We start from the raw sequence: 22,489 nt of genomic DNA on the forward strand, positions 1-22,489 counted from the left end.
CGCGTGCTTGCCATACCGAGCAAGCGCCATGACAAGCGACAGGTGCACTTCCTGACGCGCCCTGAGATCGAGGCCGTTCTCGCAGCGCCCGATCGAACGACGTGGCTTGGTCGCCGCGATCACACCTTGCTGTTGGTCGCGGCCCAGACGGGCTTGCGCCTCTCAGAGCTGACTGGCCTTGACCGGGATGCCGTCCACCTCGGGTCTGGTGCACACGTACGATGCGTCGGCAAAGGGCGGAAGGAGCGGACCACTCCGCTGACCACACTCGCTCGGTGTGCGCTCCAGGCATGGCTCAAGGAACCGTTGCGGAAAGGAGCAACAGCGTTGTTCCCGAACGTGCACGGGGGTCGGCTCAGTGCCGACAGCGTCCAGTCCCTGCTGGGAAAGCATGTTCGTGTCGCTCACAAAAGTTGCCCGTCTTTGAAGGCCAAGAGCGTGTCGCCGCACGTGCTGAGGCACAGCGCTGCGATGGAACTGTTGCAAGCCGGCGTCGACTGTTCCGTGATCGCGCTGTGGCTCGGTCATGAATCGGTCGAGACGACGCAGGCGTACCTGCACGCCCACCTCGCCCTCAAGGAAGCTGCCCTGGCGAAGCTCAAGCCGTACGAGCGCGGCAAGCGAACCCCGCTTCCAGCCGAACGACCGCCTACTCGCCTTCCTCGAGACGCTCTGAATGACCAGACTATGCCGAATGGAATGGGGCTGCCCTGCACGCGATCGACGGCGCCAGTGTGACAACGGCGTGCCATACCAAATCCGTTCGGCATAGTTCGGCGGGCGGCATAAACCTGTAAGCTCAATGGCGTCAGTGCCGAGCACTGGCTCGCTGATGTTCTCGCGAAGCTCGTTAATGGCTGGCCTGCGGCGCGACTGGACGAACTGCTTCCCTGGGTATCGACCTATACGATGCATGCGCTCGATCCGAGACTGGCAGCATGAGCCTTAACACGACCGCCGTCCGGATCAGGGTAACCCTCAAGGACGTGAAACCGGAGGTGATGCGGTGTCTTGTCGTACCCATCACCCTGCGCCTTGATCGGCTGCATCTGACGCTTCAGGCGGCGTTTGGCTGGACGAATAGCCATCTCTTAGAGTTCCTAGCCGGCGACGGCCGTTGGGGTATCCCTGATCCCGATGGAGATTTTGACCCTCAGCCCATCGATGCCCGCAAGACGCGGCTCTCCAATATCGTTCAAGAGACCGGCGCCAAGACGATCCATTATCTCTACGACTTCGGCGACAGCTGGGATCACGTGATCAAGCTTGAAAAGTGGTTCGACAACACGACAACGGAGGGACTTCCCCTCCTGCTCGAGGCCGCCGGCCGTTGTCCTCCGGAAGATGTCGGTGGTGCGTCAGGCTATGCCGAATACCTCGACGCCATCAGCGACCCCACCCATCCGGAGCACGAACAAATGCGCCTCTGGGGCCCCGAGCAGTTCGATCCCAACGTCGTCGACCGGAAGGCGCTCGAGGCCGCCGTCAATGCATTGTCGGAAATATGGAAGCCTCGGCGACGCACTACGCGCTCAAAATAGGCGTCAAGCGCCGTTCAAAAGGGCCGCAGAACTACGCTTACGGTGATGAGATACTTGGTCATGTAACACACTCCGTCGGATGAGAGAGAATGCGGACAAAAAAAATGCCCTCCGCAGGATGGGAGGGCTCGGGTCCGCTATCCGATCGGCGCGCGCGCCTTCAATCCCTCCGGCAGATATCCTGCGGGCGGGGCATTCGCGTCCAGAATTTGGTCACGGCGAACGTCATCGGGTTTCCTAGCGTACTACCATCGTATCTAGCGCGACGAATGGCGAGGAACAAGGCCTTCGCGGCGGCGGCCGTAGGGAAGTGCTTTAGCAGAACTGGTTGCCGGACCGACCTGTGCAGATTGGGGAGTGTTTGTCGTCGTCGCTTGAGATCCAGTGGGCGCTGCCACCACGTCGGCTCCTAGGCTTCAACCTTCCTTGGATACTATAAAGGCCCGTGACGTGGGCCCGGATACCGGCGCGCTGCGCAGGCAAGTTCGCCGCAAACGCCGCCGTGTCAAAGGCCGACATCCTGGAAGGCACGGTAAGATCATTCAGTGTGCTCTACCAGCGCTCAATCTCAGATTCGATTTTCGCCGGCCGCAACCAAAAACATTGGCTCGATCGCCTTCGCCCTTGTCATCATCATCATCGATGCCGTCGATCACGTGAAGATCGAGCAAATGCTCCAGCGTCCGCTCATATAGGAATTTCTGTACCTCCTTGTTAAGTCTCATCGGCAAGGACGCGAATCCGACACTTGAATACATTAAGCAAGGCAACGAACGTTCTTGGCTACAAGCTAGCTCTTGTGCCGAAAGATCGGAGCGCTCGCGCGTCGGCAATTGGCCGTCTAAGCGGTCAGCGCGCTACCGTCGAAGCGAAGAAGCGCGCTTGAGCGGAGAAGCCGGCCCCAGTCAGATAGGCCGCATCGAGCTGTGGTGCCGCGGCTACCCACGGCGACAGCAGACTCCGATCGAAGCAGACAGACTCAAATCGAACGAGTGTCGTTTCTGGTTCAATCGGAGTCTCGGAGCGAGAAAGACCCAGTAGTTTCAGTACGCGGATTATGACCCTTCAGAGTCCATTCTGGTTCCACTTGAGTCGGTTGGCCAGAACTGGAGTTCCATCAGAGTCTGCTCCTTGCCGGCAAATTCAACTCAGGCCGTCACGGTCCCGCTTGACCTAAGCAGCAACACTTCCACTCGCTGAAATCAGCAAATCCGCCGGAATATGGAAACGCTCGCGCAGACGCTTCACCATCGTCATGCTCAATTCGCGCTTGCCGGACATGATCTCACTAACGCGACTCGCAGTGCCCAGAAGCGGAACAAGATCAGCGCGCGTCAAACCATGTTGCTCAACCAAATAGGTCAGCAAATCGGGCAACGGCAGCGCTTTGCGCGGCCAACGCGCGCGTTCATACGCCTCGATAAGGCGAGCCTGCGCGACCATGCGCGCTCGATCGGCAACCTCGTTTGATTGCATCAGCTTGCCGACAAGCGCCTTAGCCGCCTCATGATCGGCCTGGTTCTGGATAATTATCAATGTTGCCTTCATCACACCGTCTCCGCGTTGACCTTGTCATAGTCTTCATGACTGCCGAAGAAGCGGATCATCAACACACCATCACGATATTGAACTATGGCGATCAGGCGGTAGTCATTTGCCTTGATGTTGAACACCACACGTCCGCCTTTTAGGATGCTCGCCTTGGGATGCGATCGCTTCACCTGTTGCGGCGTCCGCCAGTCCGAACTCTCCGCAATCGCAAGCCATGCCCTGTATTGAGCGCGCGCCGCATCGATGCCCCGATGACCAGAGCGCTCGGCAAAATAGCGCTCCACAATGTCCGTGCCGATCACCAGCATGAAAGGATACTACCGTGGAGTTCCCAAAAATGGAAGAGGCAATTCCATTTTTGGGAAGTTTTGTCGTGCGACCGAACGCGAGCTGCGGGCCGTCCCTGTAGGAAGAAGAAATTGGACCTTCGGCCGCCACCGCGGGCAGCGCCATGACGGCATCCGAAAAGATTGGCTTGAGTGTTGCCAGCCCAGATCATAGGAGACTGTCATTACCTCGCGTGGATCGAAAAAGCTCTTTGAGCGCCATGGCTTAGGCGCCCAAAGTTCAACCGCTGGATCGGCCCGACAGACTCCAATTGAACGCGAATGACTCAGATCGAACAGGAAACGACAACGAGAAAGGACAACACACCGGACTTCTTCGGAGATGCCTCCTTATGCGAATATCGCAGGGGGAGCCGGCCCGATCCTGCTCCCTGCGGAGTTCGTCACCCAGGTTCGCCAGATCAGGGACCACGGCGCGGCAACGATCCCTATTCGCGGATCTGATCGATCGGCTTGAAATAGTCGCCCTCGACCGCATTGACGAAGATCACGGCGGACTTGTTGTCGCCCTTCTCGGTCCACTGCACCGGCCTCGCATAGGCGATGCCCTGGAAAGTCAGCTTGCGAAGCGCCGCCACGACATCGGCGCGCGTCGGCACACCTTCCTTCGCCTTGGCGGCATCAGCGATCGCAACCATCAGCACGCGCGCCGAATCGTAGGAGCTTGCCGCATAGTTGTTGATCGGCCCGTACTTCGCCGTGTATTTCGCGCCGAATTCGGCGCTGCCGGGAACGGTCCCGATCGCGGGCGCGGCGGAGAGAACGCGAACACCTTCTGCTTTCGTGGCGGCGCCTTCGGATGCCTGAATGAACGCCTTGGTGTCCCAGCAGCCGTCCCCGCAGGTGAACAGTTGCGTCAGTCCTTCTGCGCGCATCTCTTTCAGGATCAGCGCGCCTTCGCGAATGCCAGCAAAGAACACCACGTCGAAATCCTTCGGCCACGACTTGACGAAATCGGCAAAATCCTTCTCGCCCACCTTCACTGATTTGCGCGCCACCACCGTGCCGCCGCTGCCAAAACCGGCGACGAACTGATCGGCCAGTCCGACACCATAGGACGTGCCGTCGTCGACCACGAGCGCGCGCTTCTTGCCCATCTTCTCGATCAGATAGCGCGCCAGACCCGGCCCCTTCCTGTCGTCGCGGTTGGTCAGGCGGAAGATGGTGGCAAAGCCACTCTCGGTCACTTTCGGGTTCGACGCCATCGGCGTGATCACCGCAAGCGAGCAGTCCGCGTAAATCTGCCCCGTCGCGATGGCAACGCCGCTGTTGACGTGGCCGACCACGCCCAGAATGGCCGGATCATCGCAAAAGCCCTTGGCCACCGCCTTTCCAGCCTCGGGGTCGGCCTTGTCGTCGACCGCCACGGCCAAAACCCTGGCGCCGGCGATGCCGCCGACCGTGTTGCGCTCATCGACGGCGAGGTCGACGGCCTGTTTCATCTCGACGCCGAAACCGGCCGAGGTCGTCGTCAGCGGCCCGCCAATGCCGATCTTGACCTCCTTGCCGGCCATTTGCGCGGCGGCGGGGGCCGCGACCGCCAAGGCGACGACAGACACAACAAGAACGGACACAAGCAGGGGGAGAGCGCCGCGACAACGGGTCATCGTAACCTCCAAATGACGTTTTGCAGGAACAGGCTGTCACGCACCTCGCTTCCAGTCAATCATCGATAGATGGTTACGATTCCCCCCTTGCGCCGCCGCGCGAAAACGCCTGAGATGGACCGCTTTCGTCGCGCGGTGGATCAGCGCTGGCTCCCAACACGCAGTTTGATGGTTACACATGAGCGCCCAAAGCCGGACCAGAACCGCCCTCCCGCCCTCACGTGCCGGCAGCCTCGATCTGGTCGGCGGGGAACTGGCGTGGGATTTCACCAACACGTCGTCGGCGCGCGGCTTGGCAGCCCACCAGGAGCACTTGAGGGATTTCGACACGCTGATGCAGTGGGTCGAGCACGCCCGCGTCATGCCGCCTTCCGACTGCGCCTACATACGTTCCACGCTGTCAGGCCATCCGCGTCGGGCGCGCCGCATCTTCGAACGCGCGATCGAGATTCGCGAGCTGATCTGGACGATCGGCACCGCGCTTGCCGAGCAACGTCCGGTCTCGGCCAGACTGCTCGACCTGCTCTCAGCCGCGCACGCTGCGAATCTGCGCCACGCCGAGATGCGGATGCGTCTCGGCAGCTACATCTGGGTCTTTGATCCGCGTCGCGACATCGAAGCGGCGATCCTGGGTCCGATCACGCTGTCGGCCCTGACACTGCTCATGGAAAAGGACCTCTTGCGCACCAGGCGCTGCGCAGGCCAGGAATGCGGCTGGCTATTCTTCGACACCACCAAGAACAACGGCCGCCGCTGGTGCGAAATGCGCGTCTGCGGCAATCGTGCCAAGGTGCGTGCCGCCCGCGACAGGCAGAGACGCACGCCGCGGCAAGATTGATAGAGTTCACAAAGTGTCTGGCTGGACTTGACGCGTCGGCGGGTCATCTTCACGGCACGCTGGTTCTCAAACGATTGGTGCAAACTATGCGTAACCTACCCCAACGGCAGCGTCGAGCCGTTGAACGCGCAATATTGGACCTTCGGCCTCCGGAATACCCGGTCCGGGACTCCTCAAGACAATCCCGGGCGAATCTTCGACCAAAGCAAGCGGTCTCGGGATGGGGTTGTCGATCTGCCGCTCCATCGTCGAGGCGCATGGTGGACGGCTCTGGGCAGCACCGAACAAGCTCCGCGGGCTATCTTTCGTATCGTCCTGCGGCCACGCTCGAAAACACTGTAACGCCATGGTCGGCGACAAGACCAGAGCTATCCGGACACGGCGCCAAGCCCCGTGATGAGCCTGAAAAGCACGACCTTCGTGTTGGCCGCTTATGCGCGGTCAACGGGCCACTCGCGACGTTGCTCTCCGAACAGTATTGAACTTCGCACGTCCGCACGCGGTCCAGCTCAGCGACGACCGCGATTGAAGACGTTCTGTCTCGACACTTCGGAAGGCTGACCATCTGGATAGGCAAGCCAAAGCCGGGCTTAATGTGCCGTACGAGACCATCAGGAGATGTGCGACATGATCCGAAAAGCAAACGCAATTTGGCGCGGCGCGGGTCGCTCCGGCCGCTAGGCCGCGGGCGCACCTGATGAAGTTCGAGCTGATCCCACTCGGCCCATTGATGCCACTTCGGCAACTGCTAGGGCCCCACTAAAGAGCAGCGGACACAGATGGATTCTCCATCTCGGTTCGCACGCAAATCCCCATCAACCGCCAGCTGCATCGCGCGTAAATCGGCTCGAACTCATAGGAGAAATCAGATGCTCAGCGTAAGCAGACCCGAACCCAAGCTTCTCAACTTGTCGGGCACGCTCAGCATGCGTTACCAAGAAACTGGCGGCGGCCCGCCGTTGCTCCTCATACGTACCATTCGGACCCAGCTCGAATATTTTCGCAGTCTGGCGCCCCTCCTCGCCAAGTCGTACACGGTGTATACCATCGACCTTCCGGGTCATGGACACTCACCGATAGATCCGGCCGCAAGCTATGACGAGCCCTATTTCAGGCGGGCCGTTATCCGCTTCATCGAAGACCTCAATCTCTCGGACCTCACACTCGTCGGCGAGTCGATCGGCGGCGCTTTGGCCCTCACAGTGGCCGGATCGATTCCGCAACTGATCAAACGGGTCTATGCGATCAATGCCTACGATTACGAGACCCGCTATGGAGACGGTATTCGACGTGGCAACTGGTTTGCGAATTTCATCATGGGAAGTTTGCAGATCCCAGTGCTCGGCGCGATCAATGCGTCGCTCGAAAACAAGGTAGTTCTCGGCAAGATCATGGGCGGCGGCTATCATGATCCTCGCAAACTCCCTGATGATCTACTTACAGAGTTTGACAAAGTCGCTCATCGCCCTGGATACAAGAAAGTTGCGCGCAAAGTGCTGGCCGGATGGCGATCCTGGAGCAAGGCGCGCGACTATCATCAATCGATCGCGGCCCCCGTCACCCTCATATACGGCGACAGCGACTGGTCCCGGCCAAATGAACGCGAACGCACCCGGTCGCTGATTCCGGGCGCTCAGATGGTAACCTTCAAGAATACTGGCCACTTCTCGGCGGTCGAGAACCCGTCAGAGCTGGCACGCGTGATATTAGGGCCAGCATGATTGGGATGACTGAGCCTATCTGAGCTGTCACGGGTTTTGTCTCCTGGCTGGCACCCGAAGACCTGATTCGTTAGCAAACAACAATCGACGCAAAGCCAAACCGGTCGGATCGAAGAAACTCCCCTCGCGACAACGCCCGGCTGGCCGATAGTCTCGCAATCCCGCAGACCTCCGCGAGATTCGGTGGGAATGGGGGCGGCGCGCGCTCAAGCAGGCACGACAGATCGTAGGTGAACAGACAATCGTTGCGTTCGATAGGAGGTAATACGATTCAAGCGCGGACACACGACGACTACAGCCATGGCCGCGCCGACATCACGATACAGGCCGCCCCCAACGTCGCAAACGATCATTTGCACAGCGGCATCATGGGCAGCTGCCGAGGCCTTCATAATCGCCAATCGTCAGAGAGGCGGAACCAGCGTGGCTGATTGCATGGTGACCGGTTGCGGCATTCGAGTGGCTTGGGCTCAACGCCCGTTTCGGGACCGAAGCTCGGATTGGCCGCGTCTTCTCAAGGTCTCGCCTCATATGGCGCCGGAACCCACTTGAAACCACTGCCAGCCGCACTGACATGACCAATCCCTGGGAACGAAAGATGGGCGCCTCCCACCAAATAGGCATTGGTGGCTGCGTCTGTGAGGACGCGCTTTCGGGTAGCAGCCGCTTCTCTGGGATCGACATCGTAGTCGATCGTGATTGACGGGTCGGCGAACTGCGCCTCGGTTGCGTGAATGATGTCCCCCCACAGAAGAAGGCGTTGCCCCTTGCTCTCGATCATGTAGCCTGTCATGCCGGGAGTATGACCATATTCTGAGAGACTGCTGATGCCGGGAAACAACTCGGTCGGCCCATCGAAGGTCTTGAGACGTTCCGCTTTCACGTAGGGATCTACCGTCTTGTGCGACTGCTCAAAGGTCGTTCGGCGGTTTGCCGGCGCTTTTGCCTCCTCTTCCGCACTCAACCAGTAAGCAGTATCTCGCCTGTCGATATACACTGTGGCTCGCGAGAAAACCGGCCTGCCCTCCACGCTCAGGCCGCCGGAGTGATCGCCATGAATATGGGTGAGCAGGATGGCGTCCACATCCGCAGGGACGTAGCCGGCAGCGCGGAGATTGGCGACGATGTCTCCCGATGTCGATCCGAATAGCTCGCCCGTGCCGGTGTCGACCAGAATGCGCTTTGTTCCAGTGTCGATCAGGTACGCATTGATCGACAATTCCACTGGAAGCATCTGGTGCGCGTCGACGAAGCTCGCTCGGACGACATCCGGGTTGCTCATGATTTTGGGGAGATCGCGTGGAGCCGTACCATCGGAAAGAACCGTGATGCGGAAATCGCCCAAGCGGAAGCGATAGAAGCCCGGCGACTGCGTCGCAACCCATCCCGAGGAAGCAGCCGGACGCGGCTCGTCCGCCGACGCGATGGTCGGCAGGACCGCGGCGGCGCTGGCGACAACGGATGCGATAATTGCGGCGGGAACAACACGCATAGTGGATTACCTTTCGTGCGGAAGTGAATGTCGAACAAGACGCCACGCAACGAGCCAGGATCAGTGTGGCAGACTGCAAGAGAAGGTCGGGCAACGCTATTGGGGGCACGTTCCCACAGATGGCGTGTGCTTGAGAGCTCGTCCAGCAGCGAGGCCGGTCAGTTTGCCGTCTTGGACAGACACTGCACCGTTGACCAGCAACGTTCGCACGCCGACGCTCAGCTCTCGCGGGTGTACATAATCCGCCCTCGGAGCATAGCGCTCAGGATCGAACACGGCGATATCGGCAAAGTAACCGGGCCGCAGATAGCCGCGGTGGTCCAGCTTAAAGATGTCAGCCGAAAGGCCTGCCGATCGGCGAACAAATGTTTGCAGATCGATAACATGTCGCTCCTGCACGTAAACGGCATACTTTCGGGAGAAGGTTGCGTATTGGCGAGGATGGCCATCGTTGCCATCAGAACCGGTGACCACCCATGGCTGCTTCATGACGAGATCCACATCGCTGTCGATCATGTTGAAGGAGGCAATAGTGTCCCTAACATTGGTCCGAAGGATCCTCACCGCGGCATCGACGGCCTCAACCTTCCATGTCTCTGCCATTTCCGAAAGCCGTTTGCCTGTCCATGCTCGCCCGACGCTTGTCAGCAAAATCGATTCCGCACCGCCGCGGCGCCGCAGGTTTTCGATCATCTCAAGGCGGATCTTGGCCATCGCCCCGGGATCGTCGAAGCGCTTGATCATGGCCGGATAGCCGCCGTCGACTGCCCAGCGCGGCACAAGCGCAGCGTCGAGGCTGGTGCTAGACGCCAACCATGGATATTGGTCGGCTGTCACGTCAAGGCCATCGGCCCGCGCCGCCTCAATGAGACGTATCACTTCCGGGATCTGCCCCTGCAGATCGACGCCGAGTGCCTTTAGATGCGCGAAATGGACCGGAATCCGGGCCTCGCGCCCAATCTGCAAGACCTCCTTGACCGAGTTCATCAGGCCGATGGAGTAGGAGCTCTCGTCGCGTTGATGGGTATCGTAGACGCCGCCGCGCCGCGCAGCCTCCTTTGCCAGAGCAACCACCTCATCGGTTTTCGCAAAACTCTGCGGCGCGTAGAACAGTCCGGTGGAAAGACCTAAAGCGCCCTCGCACATGCCTTGGGCGACGAGCTGCTTCATGCGTTCGAGTTCCGGCCCATCGGGGGCGCGAGCATCTTTGCCCAGCACCAACTCGCGTACGGCGCCGAAGCCGACATAGCTGGCGACGTTTGTACCGATTTTTTGGGACTCAAGCCGGGCGTGATCGGCGGCAACCGCAGGCTCGCCGAAGCCGTCGACGCCGGTGAAAACGGTCGTGACACCCTGCAGGAGCCATGGAGCGTTCAGACGCTCGGTCGCGACGGACGATCGGACGTAGCTTTCGGGGTGTGTGTGGACATCGATGAAACCCGGCGCAACGATCATGCCTTGGGCGGCGATGTTGTTTGTCGCGGCTGGCGCGCCAGCAGAAGAGCCGACATAAACGATCTTGTCCGCCGTGACCGCGATGTCGCCGACAAACGGCGTCTCGTCGCCACCCGTGTAGATCGTGCCACCCCGAACAGCAAGATCGGCGGTCTGCGCCGAGGCAGTGTCATTGCTCAAGATGACTCCAGCCGTTAACGCAACAACCAAGACAGCAATGTTTTTCATCCACGGACTTTCCAGCATGCAATCGGTAGGGATCGCGCCAAGAATAATAGACTGGACAGTAAAGTCAAATACGCTATCAAATTTCACGGCGCCTCCATCGCCGTGGCTTCAACCAAGGCCGTCGTCTGAAACGAGTGACGAACCTCAGGATCTGCGGTAACGCGCCAAAAACATCGTGATCGCCTCCCCGACCACCAATTTGTTTGGCGGGAGATCGCGCAGACCCTCACCGATCGCCATCACCTTGGGCCAGATGATGAATTCTTGCACCAAACCCATGAATTGATGGGCTGCCAACTCCGGGTCCTTGCAAGACAGGCGCCCCTTTTTGGTCATCGCGGCGAGTGCTTTGGCAAATGTTTTGAGGACCGGTTCCTTGCCCGCGCGATAGAATTCAGCAGCGATCCAAGGAAGGCGTCGCGACTCCGCAATCACCAGGCGGGTAAATGCGATCTGGTCCGTTTCGTCGACGAACCGGAGCAACGCTTCCGCGAACCTTGCCAGCATCGCACCGGCGTCGTCGTCCGGATCGCTCGTGGATTGAAATACCGACTCGGTTTCAGTGCGAATTGTAGCCCAATGCCGTCGGACGACCTCCCTGAACACGGCATCCTTACTTCCGAACTGGTTGTAGACCGTCTGGCGGGAGGTACCGGCCGCCTTCGCGACCTGGTCCAGATTGACTCCATCGAATCCCCTTTGAAGAAACAGGGTACGCGCAGCATCCAGGATGGCGACCGAACTCGCAGATGCATAACGAGCCGCGGAGGAGCTAAAGGCAGGCTCGCTTGGCGCTGCGCGCCTTTTTCGTCCCGCGCCCGCAACCTTGGTTGATCCGACGTTTGTCTTCACTCGCGTCTCCTGAAGCCTACAATTTGCGTCACATCCGGCAGGATTAAGGGCGAAGGCCGAACAACGCAGCAGGGACGTCCCCCGAATCATGCTTACAACGCAGGAAATACACCATTCGTGGATGGACGTCCCGGCTCCGAGCACATCCCCCTCGGATTGCGCGCCGGCCCCACACCACATGGTCCACAACGAAAGGCACGCCAGCGCAACGACGACCGACGTCAGCGGGTGAGATCAAACGAAATTCCAGGCGAAACCGCAATTCGATCGTGTCACCTTGCCCACGGATGAGCCAGGGAAATGCGAGCTGAAATAGAGGGCACGGTGATCAGCCGCAAATGCGAGGATCTTCATCCTGGATGCATACGCGGCCTCCGCGTCCGCACAAAAGACGGAGTTCAGGTGGGGGTGCTGAACCTGAACCGGATGATGCATGATGTCGCCGGCGAAAAGCCCCATGCGCTCGGGAGTGCGGAGGATGATCGAACAATGATCGCGCGAATGCCCGGGCGTGGAAATATACGTAAATCCCTGTAGCGGCTCTACGTCCGGCTCGATCAGGATCGCTTGGCCGGAATCAATAACCGGCTTGATGCTGTCGACGTAGAGTGGCGTTAGCGGATCCTTATCCGTTCTTTCGAGATGATCGATGCTGGCTCGGGGCATGATGTACGTCGCGTTCGAAAAGGTCGGGAGCCAGCGGCCGTTCTCCTGAACGGTATTCCAGCCGACGTGATCTCCGTGAAGGTGCGTGAGCAGAACGTGCGTCACATCTCTCCTCCCGAAGCCTGCGCGTTCGAGCCGTTCGAGGAAATCCGAGTTCTGGTCGTTGAAGACAGCTTGGGCCCGCAGCTTGTGGTTTCCGATGCCAGTATCAACAATGATCCTCGCGCCTGTCGTTTCGATGAGCCAGGAATGGACGCTCACCGTGAGATCGCCGGCACCGGCGTAGCTGGCTTCAGCATCTGGCAGAAGCTTCGCCGTCGGGAAGGCGAGCGTCTTTTCGGTGATCCTTCGCACATGAAAATCGCCCAGCGCTTTGGCGGAATGGTCTGTCATCCGTCACCCCTTTGCCGATGTCAGCCAGGGCTCACCTGAAAGAAGCCTGCGCGCGAGAGCCGATGCAGCTGCCTCGAGGATGGCTGCTCCTTTGGCCTCGGACGCCCTTTTCGCCGTGCCGGCGACGCCGGATGTCGTCAAGTCACGGAAATCGCGGGAAATTTTCAAGGACGGTGTGAGTGACTCAACAATGTCGAAGTGAGCTCCGCAAGCCTCGTCGAGGCGGGTGCCATCCACGAGATCATTTTCGATGGCCATCATCATTGAGGTCTCGCCTTCGCAGGCGTGCATGATGCAATCCTGATCATCGAGGATCGCGGCAATTTCAGGAAGGCACTCCATAAAATAGGTTGTTGTCGCGACTTCCACACCCAGCTCGCGCGTGAGCTCCTGCTGCAATGCGCTCAAGCCACCCATGTTTCCTCCATGACCATTGACGACGACAATCCTGCGGAATCCAGCATCGACAATCGACCGGCAGAGATCGTGCAATAGGGCATGGAAGGTAGAAAGGCGCAACGAGAAGGTGCCGCCAAACGAGACATGATGATCCGCGAGGCCGCACCATACGGTGGGCGCGACGACGATCGGCTGCCTTGTTAGGATCATCTGCGCTGTTCGTCGACAGACCTCAGTACTCAAGAAGTTGTCGACGCCGGTCGGAAGATGCGGGCCGTGCTGCTCGGTCGAGCCGACGGGCAGAAGGACGATGGCCTCTCGCTCAGCAAGTTTGCCCAACCGCTCGGCGCTGAGCTTGTTCCAGAAAACTTCGTCGGTGGTGTCAAGGCCGGCGCTGTCCGACATGTGTCACGCTCCTTTCGAGCCTTAACCGATGGTCTGCTGCAGGACGCGAAGCCAATTCGAAAAGGCGATCTTTTCGATCAGGCCATCATCGAACCCCTTGGCCCTCAAGGCCGAGAAAATCGCCTGACTCCCGGCGACGGATCCGATCGCCTTCGGCACGACGGCACCGTCGAAGTCCGACCCGAGCGCGACGCGCGTCTCACCCAGGTGTTCGACCAGGGCTTCAACGTGTTGAACTACGACTTCGATCGAAGTGTCCTCGTCCATCTGCCCGTCGGACCTCAGAAAGCATGTTGCCAGGTTCAAGCCGACGATCCCGTCACTGTCCCTGATCGCGTCGAGTTGACGGCGCGTCAGGTTACGTGATGACGGCGACAGGTCGTGGACATTCGAGTGCGTGGCGACGAGCGGCGCATTCGTCAGGCGTGCGACGTCCCAGAATCCTCGCTCCGTCAGATGAGACAGATCGATCATGATCCGCAGGTCATTACAGGCCCGGACCAGTCGCTTTCCGGCGTCCGTAAGCCCTGCCCCGGCATCGGGCGAGCTTGGAAAGCGCATGGGAACACCGTGGCCGAAGATGTTGTTTCGGCTCCAGACCGGCCCGATCGATCGCAAGCCAGCGGCGTGGAGGACGTCGAGCATGTCGAGATCTGCATCGATGGCCTCAGCGCCCTCCATATGCAGGACGATTGCAAGAGCGCCGCGCTGACGTGCGTCGCGAATGTCAGCCACTGTCCTGCAGAGCGAGACGGATCCATTCGAAGCCGCGACCGAACGCAACAGTATCGCGATCTGTCGCATCATGATCCGACTGGCGTCGGCGAGCGGCACTTCCGGCGGCAATGGACAATCGTAGCTCTTGCCTTTGAAGATATTGAGATCGAGTCCGCTCTTCGAAGGCGCGTATAGCGCAAAGATGCCGCCAACCATCTTGCCCTCCCGGGCGCGAGGCAGGTCGATATGTCCGTCCAGGCGGCCGTTAAGGAAAAGCAGGTGGGGGTCGGCGCCCTGACTTTCCGAGAGCCGAAACAGAGCATCATTGTGCCCGTCAAAAAATGGAACTTGTGGCATTTGACCCTCGTCTCGTTACGTGGCGGCGCGCCTGGGCAGAAATCAGTCGTTGAGGTGGCAGGCGGCCAATTGGCCCCCTTTCCGGGGAGTTAGCTCGGGCCTTTCGACCCGGCACCGGTCGAAAGCGAATGGGCAACGGGAATGGAAGGCGCAGCCTGCGGGTGGATTGTCGTGCGAAGGGATCTCTCCCTCGAGCAGGACACGTTCGCGACGTAGCGCGGGATCGATGACGGGAGCGGCCGCGATCAGCGATCGCGTATAGGGATGGGCCGGTTGATCGAAAACAGCCTTCTTTTGCCCGATCTCGACGATCCGGCCGAAGTACATCACGGCGACCCTGTGGGCGATGTGTTCGACGACACCGAGATCGTGTGAAATGAAAAGGTAGGCGACGCCCAGCTCCTGCTGCAGATCCATCAGCAGATTGATCACCTGTGCCTGGACAGATACGTCAAGGGCCGACACTGGCTCGTCCGCGACGATCAGTTCCGGTGAAAGCACAAGAGCACGCGCAATGCCCAGGCGCTGCCGCTGTCCACCCGAGAATTCGAATGGAAACTTCTGCATCGCTTCGCGCTGAAGCCCTACCTTACCAAAGAGGTCGGCAATGATAGAATCGAGCTCCTTGGCCGGACGCCAGTCGAAGTTTTCGAGCGGCTCGCGGACGATTGCACCGGCCCGCATGCGACCGTTGAGCGAGGCGTAGGGGTCCTGAAAGACCATCTGGACTCTGCGGCGCAACTGCCGCAACGGCTCGCCATGCGCGTGGGTAATGTCCGAGCCGTCGATGCGGATCATGCCTCCGGTCGGGTCGGAAAGACGCATGATCAATTTCCCGACGGTCGACTTGCCGCATCCGGATTCGCCGACGAGTCCGAGCGTCTCGCCAGAATAAACGCTGAAGCTCACGCCATCGACGGCCTTCACCCTAGTGCCGGGATGACCGAAAGCACCCTTGGGGGCGCCGTAGTGTTTCTTTAGATCGCGTACTTCAAGTAAGGCGGTGCTCATCACGTGGTTACCTTGCGGCAGTCGCCAGTTCGACATGGTGGCAAGCGACGAGATGCCGCTCGTTTGCAGACCTCAGCTCGGGGCGCTCAACGCGGCATCGCTCGGTTGCGAGCCCGCAGCGAGGAGCGAACGCGCACCCACGGATCACTTCGCGAGGCGAAGGCACGGTTCCAGGAATTTCGACCAACCTATGTCCTTGCCGTTGGGTGCCGACCTGAGGTTTCGACGCAAGCAGGCCCTGCGTATATGGGTGCTTCGGCCGTTGAAAGAGCTCGCTCACACGCGATTCCTCCACTTTCCGTCCGGCGTACATAACGATCACGCGATCGCAGGTCTCCGCGACCACGCCGAGATCGTGCGTGATGAGGATGATCGCGGTGCCGGTGCTACGTCTCAGATCCAGCATGAGCTTGAGTATCTGCGCCTGGATCGTCACATCAAGTGCCGTGGTCGGCTCGTCCGCAATGAGCAATTTGGGTCGGCAGGCCAAAGCCATCGCGATCATCACCCGCTGGCGCATGCCGCCGGAAAACTGATGCGGATAGTCGTTCAGGCGGCGTTCGGGGTCGGAGACGCGTACGAGACGAAGCATCTCGATAGCTCTCTCTCGCGCAGCCTTCCTCGGAAGGTTCTCGTGCAGGAGCAGAGCTTCCATGATCTGATCGCCGATCGTCAGCACCGGGTTGAGCGACGTCATCGGCTCCTGAAAGATCATCGAGATCTGTCCGCCGCGCAGTTTGCGCAACTCTCGGTCGTTGAGACCGAAGAGGTCGAGGCCGGCGTATCGGGCAGTCCCTCCGACTACGCGGGCGCTCTTAGCGGGCAAAAGGCCCAGTATCGAGAAGGAAGTCATGCTCTTTCCGCAACCCGACTCGCCGACGACGCCGAGCATTTCGCCGGGCATCACGTCGAACGATACGCCGTTGACCACGCGAGCTTCGCCGTTCTCATTGAAAATCGACGTCCGCAGGTCCCGGACGGAGAGGATCGGCTCTTGAACCACGGAAGAACTGTCCATAATCGTCACATCCGACGGGAGAGGCGAGGATCGAGGTGATCCCTCAATCCGTCGCCGATCAGGTTGATGGCCAAAACGGTCAGCGCCAGTTCAAGACCGGGGCCGAAGATGGTCCACGGCGCTTTGGCAAGATACAGGCGGTTTGAGGCGATCATATTGCCCCATGTCGGAATGGACGGCGGCGTGCCGGCTCCCAGAAAGGACAACGCCGCCTCGATCAGGATGGCAGACGCGCAGATGTAGCTTGCCTGAACGATCAGCGGAGCGATCGTGGACGGCATTATATGCCTGATGATCACCCTCGGCGTCCTGGCGCCACCAGCAATCGCAGCTTGCACGAAGGGCTGTTCGCGCACCGACAAAACGACCGCGCGCACCAAACGCACGACGCGCGGGATTTCGGGAATGGCAATCGCGGCGATCACGGTGACCACGCTCGCTTGCGTCAGAGCGACCAAGGCGATCGCGAGCATGATCGCCGGGATCGACATCAGCGCATCCATGATCCGCATCAGCGGCGCATTGGCCCGGCGGAGGTAACCCGCAATCAAACCCAGGGTGAGCCCGATCAGAACCGAGATCGCGGCAACGCAGATGCCGACCGTCAGCGAAACCCGGGCGCCATAGATGGTTCGCGCGAACACATCCCTGCCGAGAGGATCGGTGCCGAGAGGGTAACCTGGCCCGGCCGGAAGGAGGCGCCGGCTTGGCATCATCGCGTAGGGATCTCCGACCAGCCAGGGCGCGAAGATCGCGGACATAAGGATGATCGCCAGCAGGAGGATGCCCAGGACCAGCATGGGATTCCGCTTGATGAAGCGGCCGGCCTTTGAACGGCGGAAGGGTGTCGCAGCACATGCATCAAGCGTGCTCATTGCGTCCAATCCTCGGATCGATGAGACCGTAGCTGAGATCCACCATCAGATTGATGAAGACGTAAACGGCCGAGAAAACCAGCGTGACACCCTGAATGATCGGATAGTCCCGCTTCGAGATGGCATCGACGACGAGACGCCCGACTCCCGGAATGTTGAACACCGATTCGGTGATCACGACGCCGCCGATGAGCAGGGCGACCCCGATACCGACGACGGTCACGATCGGAATGCCGGCATTGCGGAGCGCGTGCTTGATCAGGACCCGATCCGGAGCGACGCCCTTGGCTTTTGCGGTTCGGATGTAGTCTTCGGCGAGCACGTCCAGCATGGCGGTCCGCGTGATCCGGGCAATGAGCGCCACGTAGGCGAGGCCGAGGGACAGTGCGGGCAGGATCAGATGTTGCAGCCAATCTAGAATGCCGGCTGATAGCGATGCGTAACCCTGCACCGGGAGCCATTTGAGCTGGATTGCGAAGACGTAGATCAGGACGTAGCCGACCACGAAGATCGGGGCTGAGAAGCCGAGAATTGAGAGCGCCATGACGGCGCGGTCGATCCAGGAGCCGGCATTCGCCGCCGCAAGCACGCCGGCGGTTACCGCAATCACCAATGCGATGATGATCGTGATGAGCGTCAATGAGAGAGTCGGCTCGAGACGTTCGCAAATGAGCCCGAATACGGGTACGCCCGAGAAGATCGATAATCCCAAGTCGCCCCGGCTTGCGGCGAAGACCCAGTTGAAGAATTGCAGGGGTAGCGGGTCGCGGAGGCCTAACCGCTCGCGAATGGACGCGATCTGCTCACTCGTCGCATTGTCGCCAGCAATGATCGCCGCGGGATCGCCCGGAGCCATATGGATCAGGGAGAAGACCATCACAGCGACGAGCAACATGACGATGGCAATCGACCCGATGCGGTTGACGATGACGCGCAGCATCGCTTGGCTTCCTCTTTGCGATCCGGAGTCAGGCCTTCTCGACGTTCCAGAACGGAATGAGATCGGGGATGCGCAGAAAGCCTCTGACGTTGGCTCGATACGCGACCGGTGCCACGAATTGCCCGGTCAATATCTCCGGTACAAAGTTCCAGCCGTTCGCCTGCATTTTCTTTGCGATCTCCTGACGTTCGGAGAGGGTCTCGGCACGCGTCCACGCGCGACGCGAGGCCTCCCATTCGGCGTTTTCCGGCCAGCCGATAAATCCCTTCGTGCCATTTGCTGCGTGTCCTGGAAACGATACTGGACTGGCGAAGGTCGAAGTCGGATTCCAGGTTGCGAAGATATTCCAGCCGCCCTGTTCTGGGGCCGCCTGTACGGCACGTCTCGCCACGACGCCGCCCCAATCGGACGCGGCAAGCTGGGCATTGACACCTGCCTGCTTCAGCCATTCCGCCAGCAACTGAGCCGTGGTGTTCAACAGCGCCAGGTTCGTCGGCTGCAGGATCACGACGGGGCGGCCGTCATAGCCCGACTCCTTGAACAATGCTGCTGCCTTCTTTAGATCCTGCCCGTGATCGGACCAGCCGACATTCTCGTGATTTTCCATGTTCGTCCCGCAACCGAAGAGCGAGTTGCAGGTCCGGAAGTATTTCTCGTTGCCGAAAGCCGCCTTCATGACGTCGGTCTGATTGACGACGTACAGCATCGCCTCCCGGGCCTTCTGATTGTTGAAAGGAGGGTGTAGCCAGTTCAGGCGAATGAACCCGACGTTGCCGAGCTTGTTGAGGACTTCGGTCTTGATGCCGTGATCGGATTCGAGCTGGTCGATGAATTCGATCGGCGGAGTTTCGTAGAAATCGATCTCGCCCGCTTGTAACGCGGCAATCGCCGTCTGCTCGTCCGCCATGTTCTCCCAGACGATCCGATCCAGTTTCGCGATTTTCGCGCCAGCCGTTCCGGACGGAGCGCCGTCGCGCGGCCTGTAGCTATCGTTCCGATCGTAGACGTAGGTCGCGCCCATCTTCGTGGCGTTACGATTGAAGACGTAGGGTCCTGAGCCCACGATTTCGGAGATTTGCTGGGTCGGGTCGGTATCGGCCTCCTTCTTGCGCATGATCCAGAGGGAGTTGCTGGTCTTGCCCAGGGTATCGAGCACGAGCCCGTAGCGCTCCCTCAGGACAATCTGGAAGGTTCTCTCGTCCTTTGCCGGCGTGTCCGCGACACTCTGGAACAGGACCTGCCCGGCCAAATCGCGCGCGGCCCAGCGCCGCATCGATGCAATGCAGTCCGCGGAAGTCACTGGCGAGCCGTCGGAAAACCTTAGACCATCGCGAAGCTCGAAAGTGTAGGTCAGCTTGTCGTCCGATAAACCATATCGGCCCACCATTTGGGGCTGGGGGGTCTGCTGCTCATCGAGTCCGAAAAGCGTGTCGTAGACAAGAGCGGCATGGCTTCCGGTGATAGTTGCGGTCGTCCAGACCGGATCGAAGGAGCGCAAGTCCGCTTGCATGACGGCTTTGAGCGTTCCCTTGTTCCTTGCCGATGATTGAGCGCGGACGCGGTCCGGGCCCGAACGTAGCAGGACGGCGGCGGCCGCCGCACCCTGAAGGAAATGTCGCCGTGAGGCACTCATGGCCCTCTCCTCGCTCATATCGATGCAGATCAAAATCTCGTTGCCGAATTGCCGCAATATTAACTTAGACTGTACTGTAAAGTCAAGTCCGGATTCGCGGGTTTCTCCTGCGCGGGCATAGACTATTAAGCGCGGCCACCAAGGGACCTTGGTTTGGAGGCCCGATCCTCCCGAATCCGGGCAGAGGTCCTGGTGTCTCGAATACCTGTCGGCGTCGCGTGCCGAGGCTTGGCAGGATGAAGATCGCTGGCGCGCGTTGTTTGAAGCGCTGATGGCACTATTCGTGCGCGCCTGTAGTGACGCAGCGGTGCCCGCTCAAACGCTTTGACTCGGACTGCCGGGCGCCTTCCTCAGTGCTCCGTGTTTGATCGCCGGAGTTCAGCAAAGCGCCCAGCGATGAAGTCCAGAAACGCGCGAACGCGATTGGGGACGAAGCGCCCGCTAGGTAAGAGAGCATGCAACGGATACGGATCTGTCTCCCATTCGGTCAGTAGTCGCACCAGATTGCCGCTTTGCAGATCCCGCCGTTGTTCGATCTCCGTCATGAAGATGATTCCGGCTCCCGAAACAGCCCATTCGCGTGCCAACGAGGCGTCATCCACGATCCGGTCGCCACTGACCCTTACCATGGTCCATTGGCCGTTCTGACCGAAGCGCCATGAGTTGGACGTGCGACCGCCGCGAATGAATGAGATGCAGTTGTGGTCCACCAGGTCTGTCGGCGTATGTGGCGTGCCATGACGACTCAAATAGTCGGGAGAAGCGCTGACGACAGGGCGCGCAAGCGAAAGTGGACGAGCCACGAGGCGAGAGTCGCTCAACTCACCGTACCGAATAGCCAGGTCCACCTCATCTCGCAGCACGTCGAGCACGCGGTCGCCAACATTGAGCGCCAGTTTTACTCCGGGATGAAGGTGCAAGAACTCATCAAGCATTGGCATTAGGACGGTCCGAGCAAGGTCCGACGGCGCCGAGACACGCACGGTGCCCACCAGCGCGCCGCGTTCGGCATCAAGCTGGGATTCTCCCTCTGCAAGCAACTCGAACGCGCGCTGGGCGTACTCCAGAAGAATTTGACCCGACGGCGTCAGCCGCATTGCACGGGTGGAGCGCTCGAACAGCCGCGTGCCGAGCTGAGTCTCGAGCCGCTTGAGCGTTGCGCTGGCCGCCGCTGGCGTCATGCCAAGTGCCCGGGCAGCTGCAGTCAATGACCCTCCGCTGACCGTGTGCAGCAGCACCTGGAGGTCGCCCACATTTTCAATTCTTGTTTGAAACTGAAACATCTGGAGGCCGTATTATCAATTATTGGCATATCCTCTACATGGCCTTCCATCGACATGGAAGGAGAGATTGCCATGAAAGCTGTCGGTTATCGCAAGAACCTGCCCATCAACGCCCCCGGGGCGCTCGAGGACGTGGAACTTCCCGCACCGGTGCCCGGTCCGCGCGATCTGCTCGTGCGCGTGCAGGCGGTCTCGGTCAATCCGGTCGACACCAAGGTCCGCGCTGGTAGCGCGCCGGCCACCGGCGAGGTCAAGATGCTCGGCTGGGATGCCGTCGGCGTTGTCGAGGCCGTTGGCCCGCAGGCCAGTGGCTTTGCGGTCGGCGACCGCGTCTGGTATGCCGGCTCGATCAAGCGCCCGGGCGCCAACAGCGAGCTGCATGCCGTGGACGCTCGCATCGTCTCGAAGGCGCCCAAGTCGCTTTCGGATGCGCAAGCCGCGGCGCTGCCGCTGACGGCCATCACCGCCTGGGAGCTGCTGTTTGATCGGCTACGCATCGCCCAAGGCGATGGCGATGGTCAGACGCTGATGGTCGTGGGCGGCGCCGGCGGCGTGGGCTCGATCCTGATCCAGCTCGCCCGGCAGCTGACCAAGCTGCGCGTCATCGCGACGGCGTCGCGTCCGGAGTCGCGTGAATGGTGCCTGGAGCTGGGCGCGCACGCGGTCATCGATCATTCCAAGCCGCTGTCGCAGGCGCTGCGCTCGGCCGGCATCGAACATGTCGACTACGTGGCCTCGCTCACGAAGACCGGGACGCACTACCAAGAGATCATCCAAAGCCTGAGGCCGCAGGGCGCGCTCGCCGTCATCGACGACATGGAAGGGTTGGATCCGATCGCGCTCAAGAGCAAGTCGCTGTCGCTGCACTGGGAGCTGATGTTCACGCGCTCAATGTTCGAGACGCCCGACATGCAAGAGCAGGGCGTTCTGCTGGCGCGCGTGGCTGACCTGGTCGACTCCGGCCGCGTCAAGACGACCGCCAACGCCGTCTTCGGCCGCATCAACGCGAAAAACCTGACCCGTGCGCATGCGCTGATCGAAAGCGGCAAGGCCGTAGGCAAGGTCGTGCTCGAAGGCTTCTGATTTCGGACGCACCTCATACAAGCCACCCAGGCGCACAACTTCAATTCTCCGCCTCCTAACTTCACCTCAAGGAAATT

General features: G+C 60.2%; 19 protein-coding genes and 3 pseudogenes. 7 read left to right on the forward strand and 15 right to left on the reverse strand.

Annotation, left to right across the window (positions count from 1 at the left end; genetic code table 11):
- The 3 genes and pseudogenes from XH80_RS05565 to XH80_RS05575 all read left to right on the forward strand — a co-directional run.
- A pseudogene (locus XH80_RS05565) lies at nucleotides 1-676 on the forward strand (tyrosine-type recombinase/integrase); the annotation flags it as partial.
- 113 nt (nucleotides 677-789) lie between these two features.
- A pseudogene (locus tag XH80_RS05570) lies at nucleotides 790-942 on the forward strand (transposase domain-containing protein); the annotation flags it as partial.
- The gene (locus XH80_RS05575; protein WP_271597693.1) at nucleotides 939-1,541 is read left to right on the forward strand and encodes a plasmid pRiA4b ORF-3 family protein; all 603 of its coding nucleotides are present in this window, start codon (nucleotides 939-941) and stop codon (nucleotides 1,539-1,541) included. The pseudogene XH80_RS05570 and the gene XH80_RS05575, both read left to right, overlap by 4 nt.
- Nucleotides 1,542-2,714: 1,173 nt before the next feature.
- On the opposite strand, the gene XH80_RS05580 is transcribed toward XH80_RS05575, so the two are convergent.
- The 3 genes from XH80_RS05580 to XH80_RS05590 all read right to left on the reverse strand — a co-directional run bounded on the left by XH80_RS05580 (nucleotide 2,715) and on the right by XH80_RS05590 (nucleotide 5,046).
- A complete protein-coding gene (locus XH80_RS05580) occupies nucleotides 2,715-3,089 on the reverse strand; it encodes a helix-turn-helix domain-containing protein (RefSeq protein ID WP_271597694.1) in 375 nt (124 codons plus the stop codon).
- A complete protein-coding gene (locus XH80_RS05585; RefSeq protein ID WP_130370874.1) occupies nucleotides 3,089-3,400 on the reverse strand; it encodes a type II toxin-antitoxin system HigB family toxin in 312 nt (103 codons plus the stop codon). Before XH80_RS05585 ends, XH80_RS05580 begins: the two co-directional genes overlap by 1 nt.
- Nucleotides 3,401-3,867: 467 nt before the next feature.
- Nucleotides 3,868-5,046, reverse strand: coding sequence for a branched-chain amino acid ABC transporter substrate-binding protein (locus XH80_RS05590; protein ID WP_271597695.1), 1,179 nt, complete (start codon nucleotides 5,044-5,046; stop codon nucleotides 3,868-3,870).
- A 178-nt stretch (nucleotides 5,047-5,224) separates the two neighbouring features.
- On the opposite strand from XH80_RS05590, the gene XH80_RS05595 reads away from it, so the two are divergent.
- From XH80_RS05595 to XH80_RS05605, 3 genes and pseudogenes are all read left to right on the forward strand, one after another.
- Nucleotides 5,225-5,884: a CGNR zinc finger domain-containing protein gene (locus tag XH80_RS05595; protein ID WP_271597696.1), complete on the forward strand. Its 660-nt coding sequence runs from the start codon at nucleotides 5,225-5,227 to the stop codon at nucleotides 5,882-5,884.
- A gap of 196 nt (nucleotides 5,885-6,080) precedes the next feature.
- Nucleotides 6,081-6,281, forward strand: a pseudogene (locus tag XH80_RS05600) (ATP-binding protein); the annotation flags it as partial.
- A 472-nt stretch (nucleotides 6,282-6,753) separates the two neighbouring features.
- Nucleotides 6,754-7,605, forward strand: coding sequence for an alpha/beta fold hydrolase (locus XH80_RS05605; protein WP_271597697.1), 852 nt, complete (start codon nucleotides 6,754-6,756; stop codon nucleotides 7,603-7,605).
- Between the two features lie 514 nt (nucleotides 7,606-8,119).
- Here the strand turns inward: XH80_RS05605 and XH80_RS05610 are convergent.
- The 12 genes from XH80_RS05610 to XH80_RS05665 form a co-directional block, all read right to left on the reverse strand.
- A complete protein-coding gene (locus XH80_RS05610; RefSeq protein WP_271597698.1) occupies nucleotides 8,120-9,097 on the reverse strand; it encodes an MBL fold metallo-hydrolase in 978 nt (325 codons plus the stop codon).
- A 96-nt stretch (nucleotides 9,098-9,193) separates the two neighbouring features.
- A complete protein-coding gene (locus XH80_RS05615) occupies nucleotides 9,194-10,867 on the reverse strand; it encodes an N-acyl-D-amino-acid deacylase family protein (protein WP_271597699.1) in 1,674 nt (557 codons plus the stop codon).
- A 57-nt stretch (nucleotides 10,868-10,924) separates the two neighbouring features.
- A complete protein-coding gene (locus XH80_RS05620; RefSeq protein ID WP_271597700.1) occupies nucleotides 10,925-11,632 on the reverse strand; it encodes a TetR/AcrR family transcriptional regulator in 708 nt (235 codons plus the stop codon).
- Nucleotides 11,633-11,866: 234 nt separating this feature from the next.
- The gene (locus XH80_RS05625) at nucleotides 11,867-12,691 is read right to left on the reverse strand and encodes an MBL fold metallo-hydrolase (protein ID WP_271597701.1); all 825 of its coding nucleotides are present in this window, start codon (nucleotides 12,689-12,691) and stop codon (nucleotides 11,867-11,869) included.
- Between the two features lie 3 nt (nucleotides 12,692-12,694).
- Nucleotides 12,695-13,495, reverse strand: a complete 801-nt coding sequence (locus XH80_RS05630; RefSeq protein WP_271597702.1) for a creatininase family protein — start codon at nucleotides 13,493-13,495, stop codon at nucleotides 12,695-12,697.
- 21 nt (nucleotides 13,496-13,516) lie between these two features.
- A complete protein-coding gene (locus tag XH80_RS05635) occupies nucleotides 13,517-14,569 on the reverse strand; it encodes a dipeptidase (RefSeq protein WP_271597703.1) in 1,053 nt (350 codons plus the stop codon).
- 42 nt (nucleotides 14,570-14,611) lie between these two features.
- Nucleotides 14,612-15,580 carry an ABC transporter ATP-binding protein gene (locus XH80_RS05640; protein WP_271597704.1) on the reverse strand — a complete coding sequence of 323 codons (969 nt, stop codon included), beginning with the start codon at nucleotides 15,578-15,580 and terminating at the stop codon, nucleotides 14,612-14,614.
- A 7-nt stretch (nucleotides 15,581-15,587) separates the two neighbouring features.
- Nucleotides 15,588-16,598 (reverse strand): ABC transporter ATP-binding protein, encoded by a 1,011-nt coding sequence (locus XH80_RS05645; protein ID WP_271597705.1) that lies wholly within the window; start codon nucleotides 16,596-16,598, stop codon nucleotides 15,588-15,590.
- A 5-nt stretch (nucleotides 16,599-16,603) separates the two neighbouring features.
- The gene (locus XH80_RS05650; RefSeq protein WP_271597706.1) at nucleotides 16,604-17,473 is read right to left on the reverse strand and encodes an ABC transporter permease; all 870 of its coding nucleotides are present in this window, start codon (nucleotides 17,471-17,473) and stop codon (nucleotides 16,604-16,606) included.
- Entirely contained in the window at nucleotides 17,460-18,413 is a 954-nt protein-coding gene (locus tag XH80_RS05655) for an ABC transporter permease (protein WP_271597707.1), read from the reverse strand. Before XH80_RS05655 ends, XH80_RS05650 begins: the two co-directional genes overlap by 14 nt.
- A gap of 28 nt (nucleotides 18,414-18,441) precedes the next feature.
- A complete protein-coding gene (locus XH80_RS05660; protein ID WP_271597708.1) occupies nucleotides 18,442-20,046 on the reverse strand; it encodes an ABC transporter substrate-binding protein in 1,605 nt (534 codons plus the stop codon).
- Nucleotides 20,047-20,396: 350 nt separating this feature from the next.
- Nucleotides 20,397-21,329, reverse strand: a complete 933-nt coding sequence (locus XH80_RS05665) for a LysR family transcriptional regulator (RefSeq protein WP_271597709.1) — start codon at nucleotides 21,327-21,329, stop codon at nucleotides 20,397-20,399.
- Between the two features lie 72 nt (nucleotides 21,330-21,401).
- On the opposite strand from XH80_RS05665, the gene XH80_RS05670 reads away from it, so the two are divergent.
- The gene (locus XH80_RS05670; protein ID WP_271597739.1) at nucleotides 21,402-22,412 is read left to right on the forward strand and encodes a zinc-binding alcohol dehydrogenase family protein; all 1,011 of its coding nucleotides are present in this window, start codon (nucleotides 21,402-21,404) and stop codon (nucleotides 22,410-22,412) included.
- Nucleotides 22,413-22,489 lie beyond the last annotated feature (77 nt).

Source organism: Bradyrhizobium sp. CCBAU 45384 (assembly GCF_028128665.1).
Lineage (GTDB): Bacteria > Pseudomonadota > Alphaproteobacteria > Rhizobiales > Xanthobacteraceae > Bradyrhizobium > Bradyrhizobium manausense.

What these genes read in the sequence shown, in the direction of transcription:
- XH80_RS05575 (WP_271597693.1), top strand. Translation starts at nt 939, where the DNA reads ATGAGCCTTAACACGACCGCCGTCCGGATCAGGGTAACCCTCAAGGAC.
- XH80_RS05580 (WP_271597694.1), bottom strand. Translation starts at nt 3,089, where the DNA reads ATGAAGGCAACATTGATAATTATCCAGAACCAGGCCGATCATGAGGCG.
- XH80_RS05585 (WP_130370874.1), bottom strand. Translation starts at nt 3,400, where the DNA reads ATGCTGGTGATCGGCACGGACATTGTGGAGCGCTATTTTGCCGAGCGC.
- XH80_RS05590 (WP_271597695.1), bottom strand. Translation starts at nt 5,046, where the DNA reads ATGACCCGTTGTCGCGGCGCTCTCCCCCTGCTTGTGTCCGTTCTTGTT.
- XH80_RS05595 (WP_271597696.1), top strand. Translation starts at nt 5,225, where the DNA reads ATGAGCGCCCAAAGCCGGACCAGAACCGCCCTCCCGCCCTCACGTGCC.
- XH80_RS05605 (WP_271597697.1), top strand. Translation starts at nt 6,754, where the DNA reads ATGCTCAGCGTAAGCAGACCCGAACCCAAGCTTCTCAACTTGTCGGGC.
- XH80_RS05610 (WP_271597698.1), bottom strand. Translation starts at nt 9,097, where the DNA reads ATGCGTGTTGTTCCCGCCGCAATTATCGCATCCGTTGTCGCCAGCGCC.
- XH80_RS05625 (WP_271597701.1), bottom strand. Translation starts at nt 12,691, where the DNA reads ATGACAGACCATTCCGCCAAAGCGCTGGGCGATTTTCATGTGCGAAGG.
- XH80_RS05630 (WP_271597702.1), bottom strand. Translation starts at nt 13,495, where the DNA reads ATGTCGGACAGCGCCGGCCTTGACACCACCGACGAAGTTTTCTGGAAC.
- XH80_RS05635 (WP_271597703.1), bottom strand. Translation starts at nt 14,569, where the DNA reads ATGCCACAAGTTCCATTTTTTGACGGGCACAATGATGCTCTGTTTCGG.
- XH80_RS05640 (WP_271597704.1), bottom strand. Translation starts at nt 15,580, where the DNA reads ATGAGCACCGCCTTACTTGAAGTACGCGATCTAAAGAAACACTACGGC.
- XH80_RS05645 (WP_271597705.1), bottom strand. Translation starts at nt 16,598, where the DNA reads ATGGACAGTTCTTCCGTGGTTCAAGAGCCGATCCTCTCCGTCCGGGAC.
- XH80_RS05650 (WP_271597706.1), bottom strand. Translation starts at nt 17,473, where the DNA reads ATGAGCACGCTTGATGCATGTGCTGCGACACCCTTCCGCCGTTCAAAG.
- XH80_RS05655 (WP_271597707.1), bottom strand. Translation starts at nt 18,413, where the DNA reads ATGCTGCGCGTCATCGTCAACCGCATCGGGTCGATTGCCATCGTCATG.
- XH80_RS05660 (WP_271597708.1), bottom strand. Translation starts at nt 20,046, where the DNA reads ATGAGTGCCTCACGGCGACATTTCCTTCAGGGTGCGGCGGCCGCCGCC.
- XH80_RS05665 (WP_271597709.1), bottom strand. Translation starts at nt 21,329, where the DNA reads ATGTTTCAGTTTCAAACAAGAATTGAAAATGTGGGCGACCTCCAGGTG.
- XH80_RS05670 (WP_271597739.1), top strand. Translation starts at nt 21,402, where the DNA reads ATGAAAGCTGTCGGTTATCGCAAGAACCTGCCCATCAACGCCCCCGGG.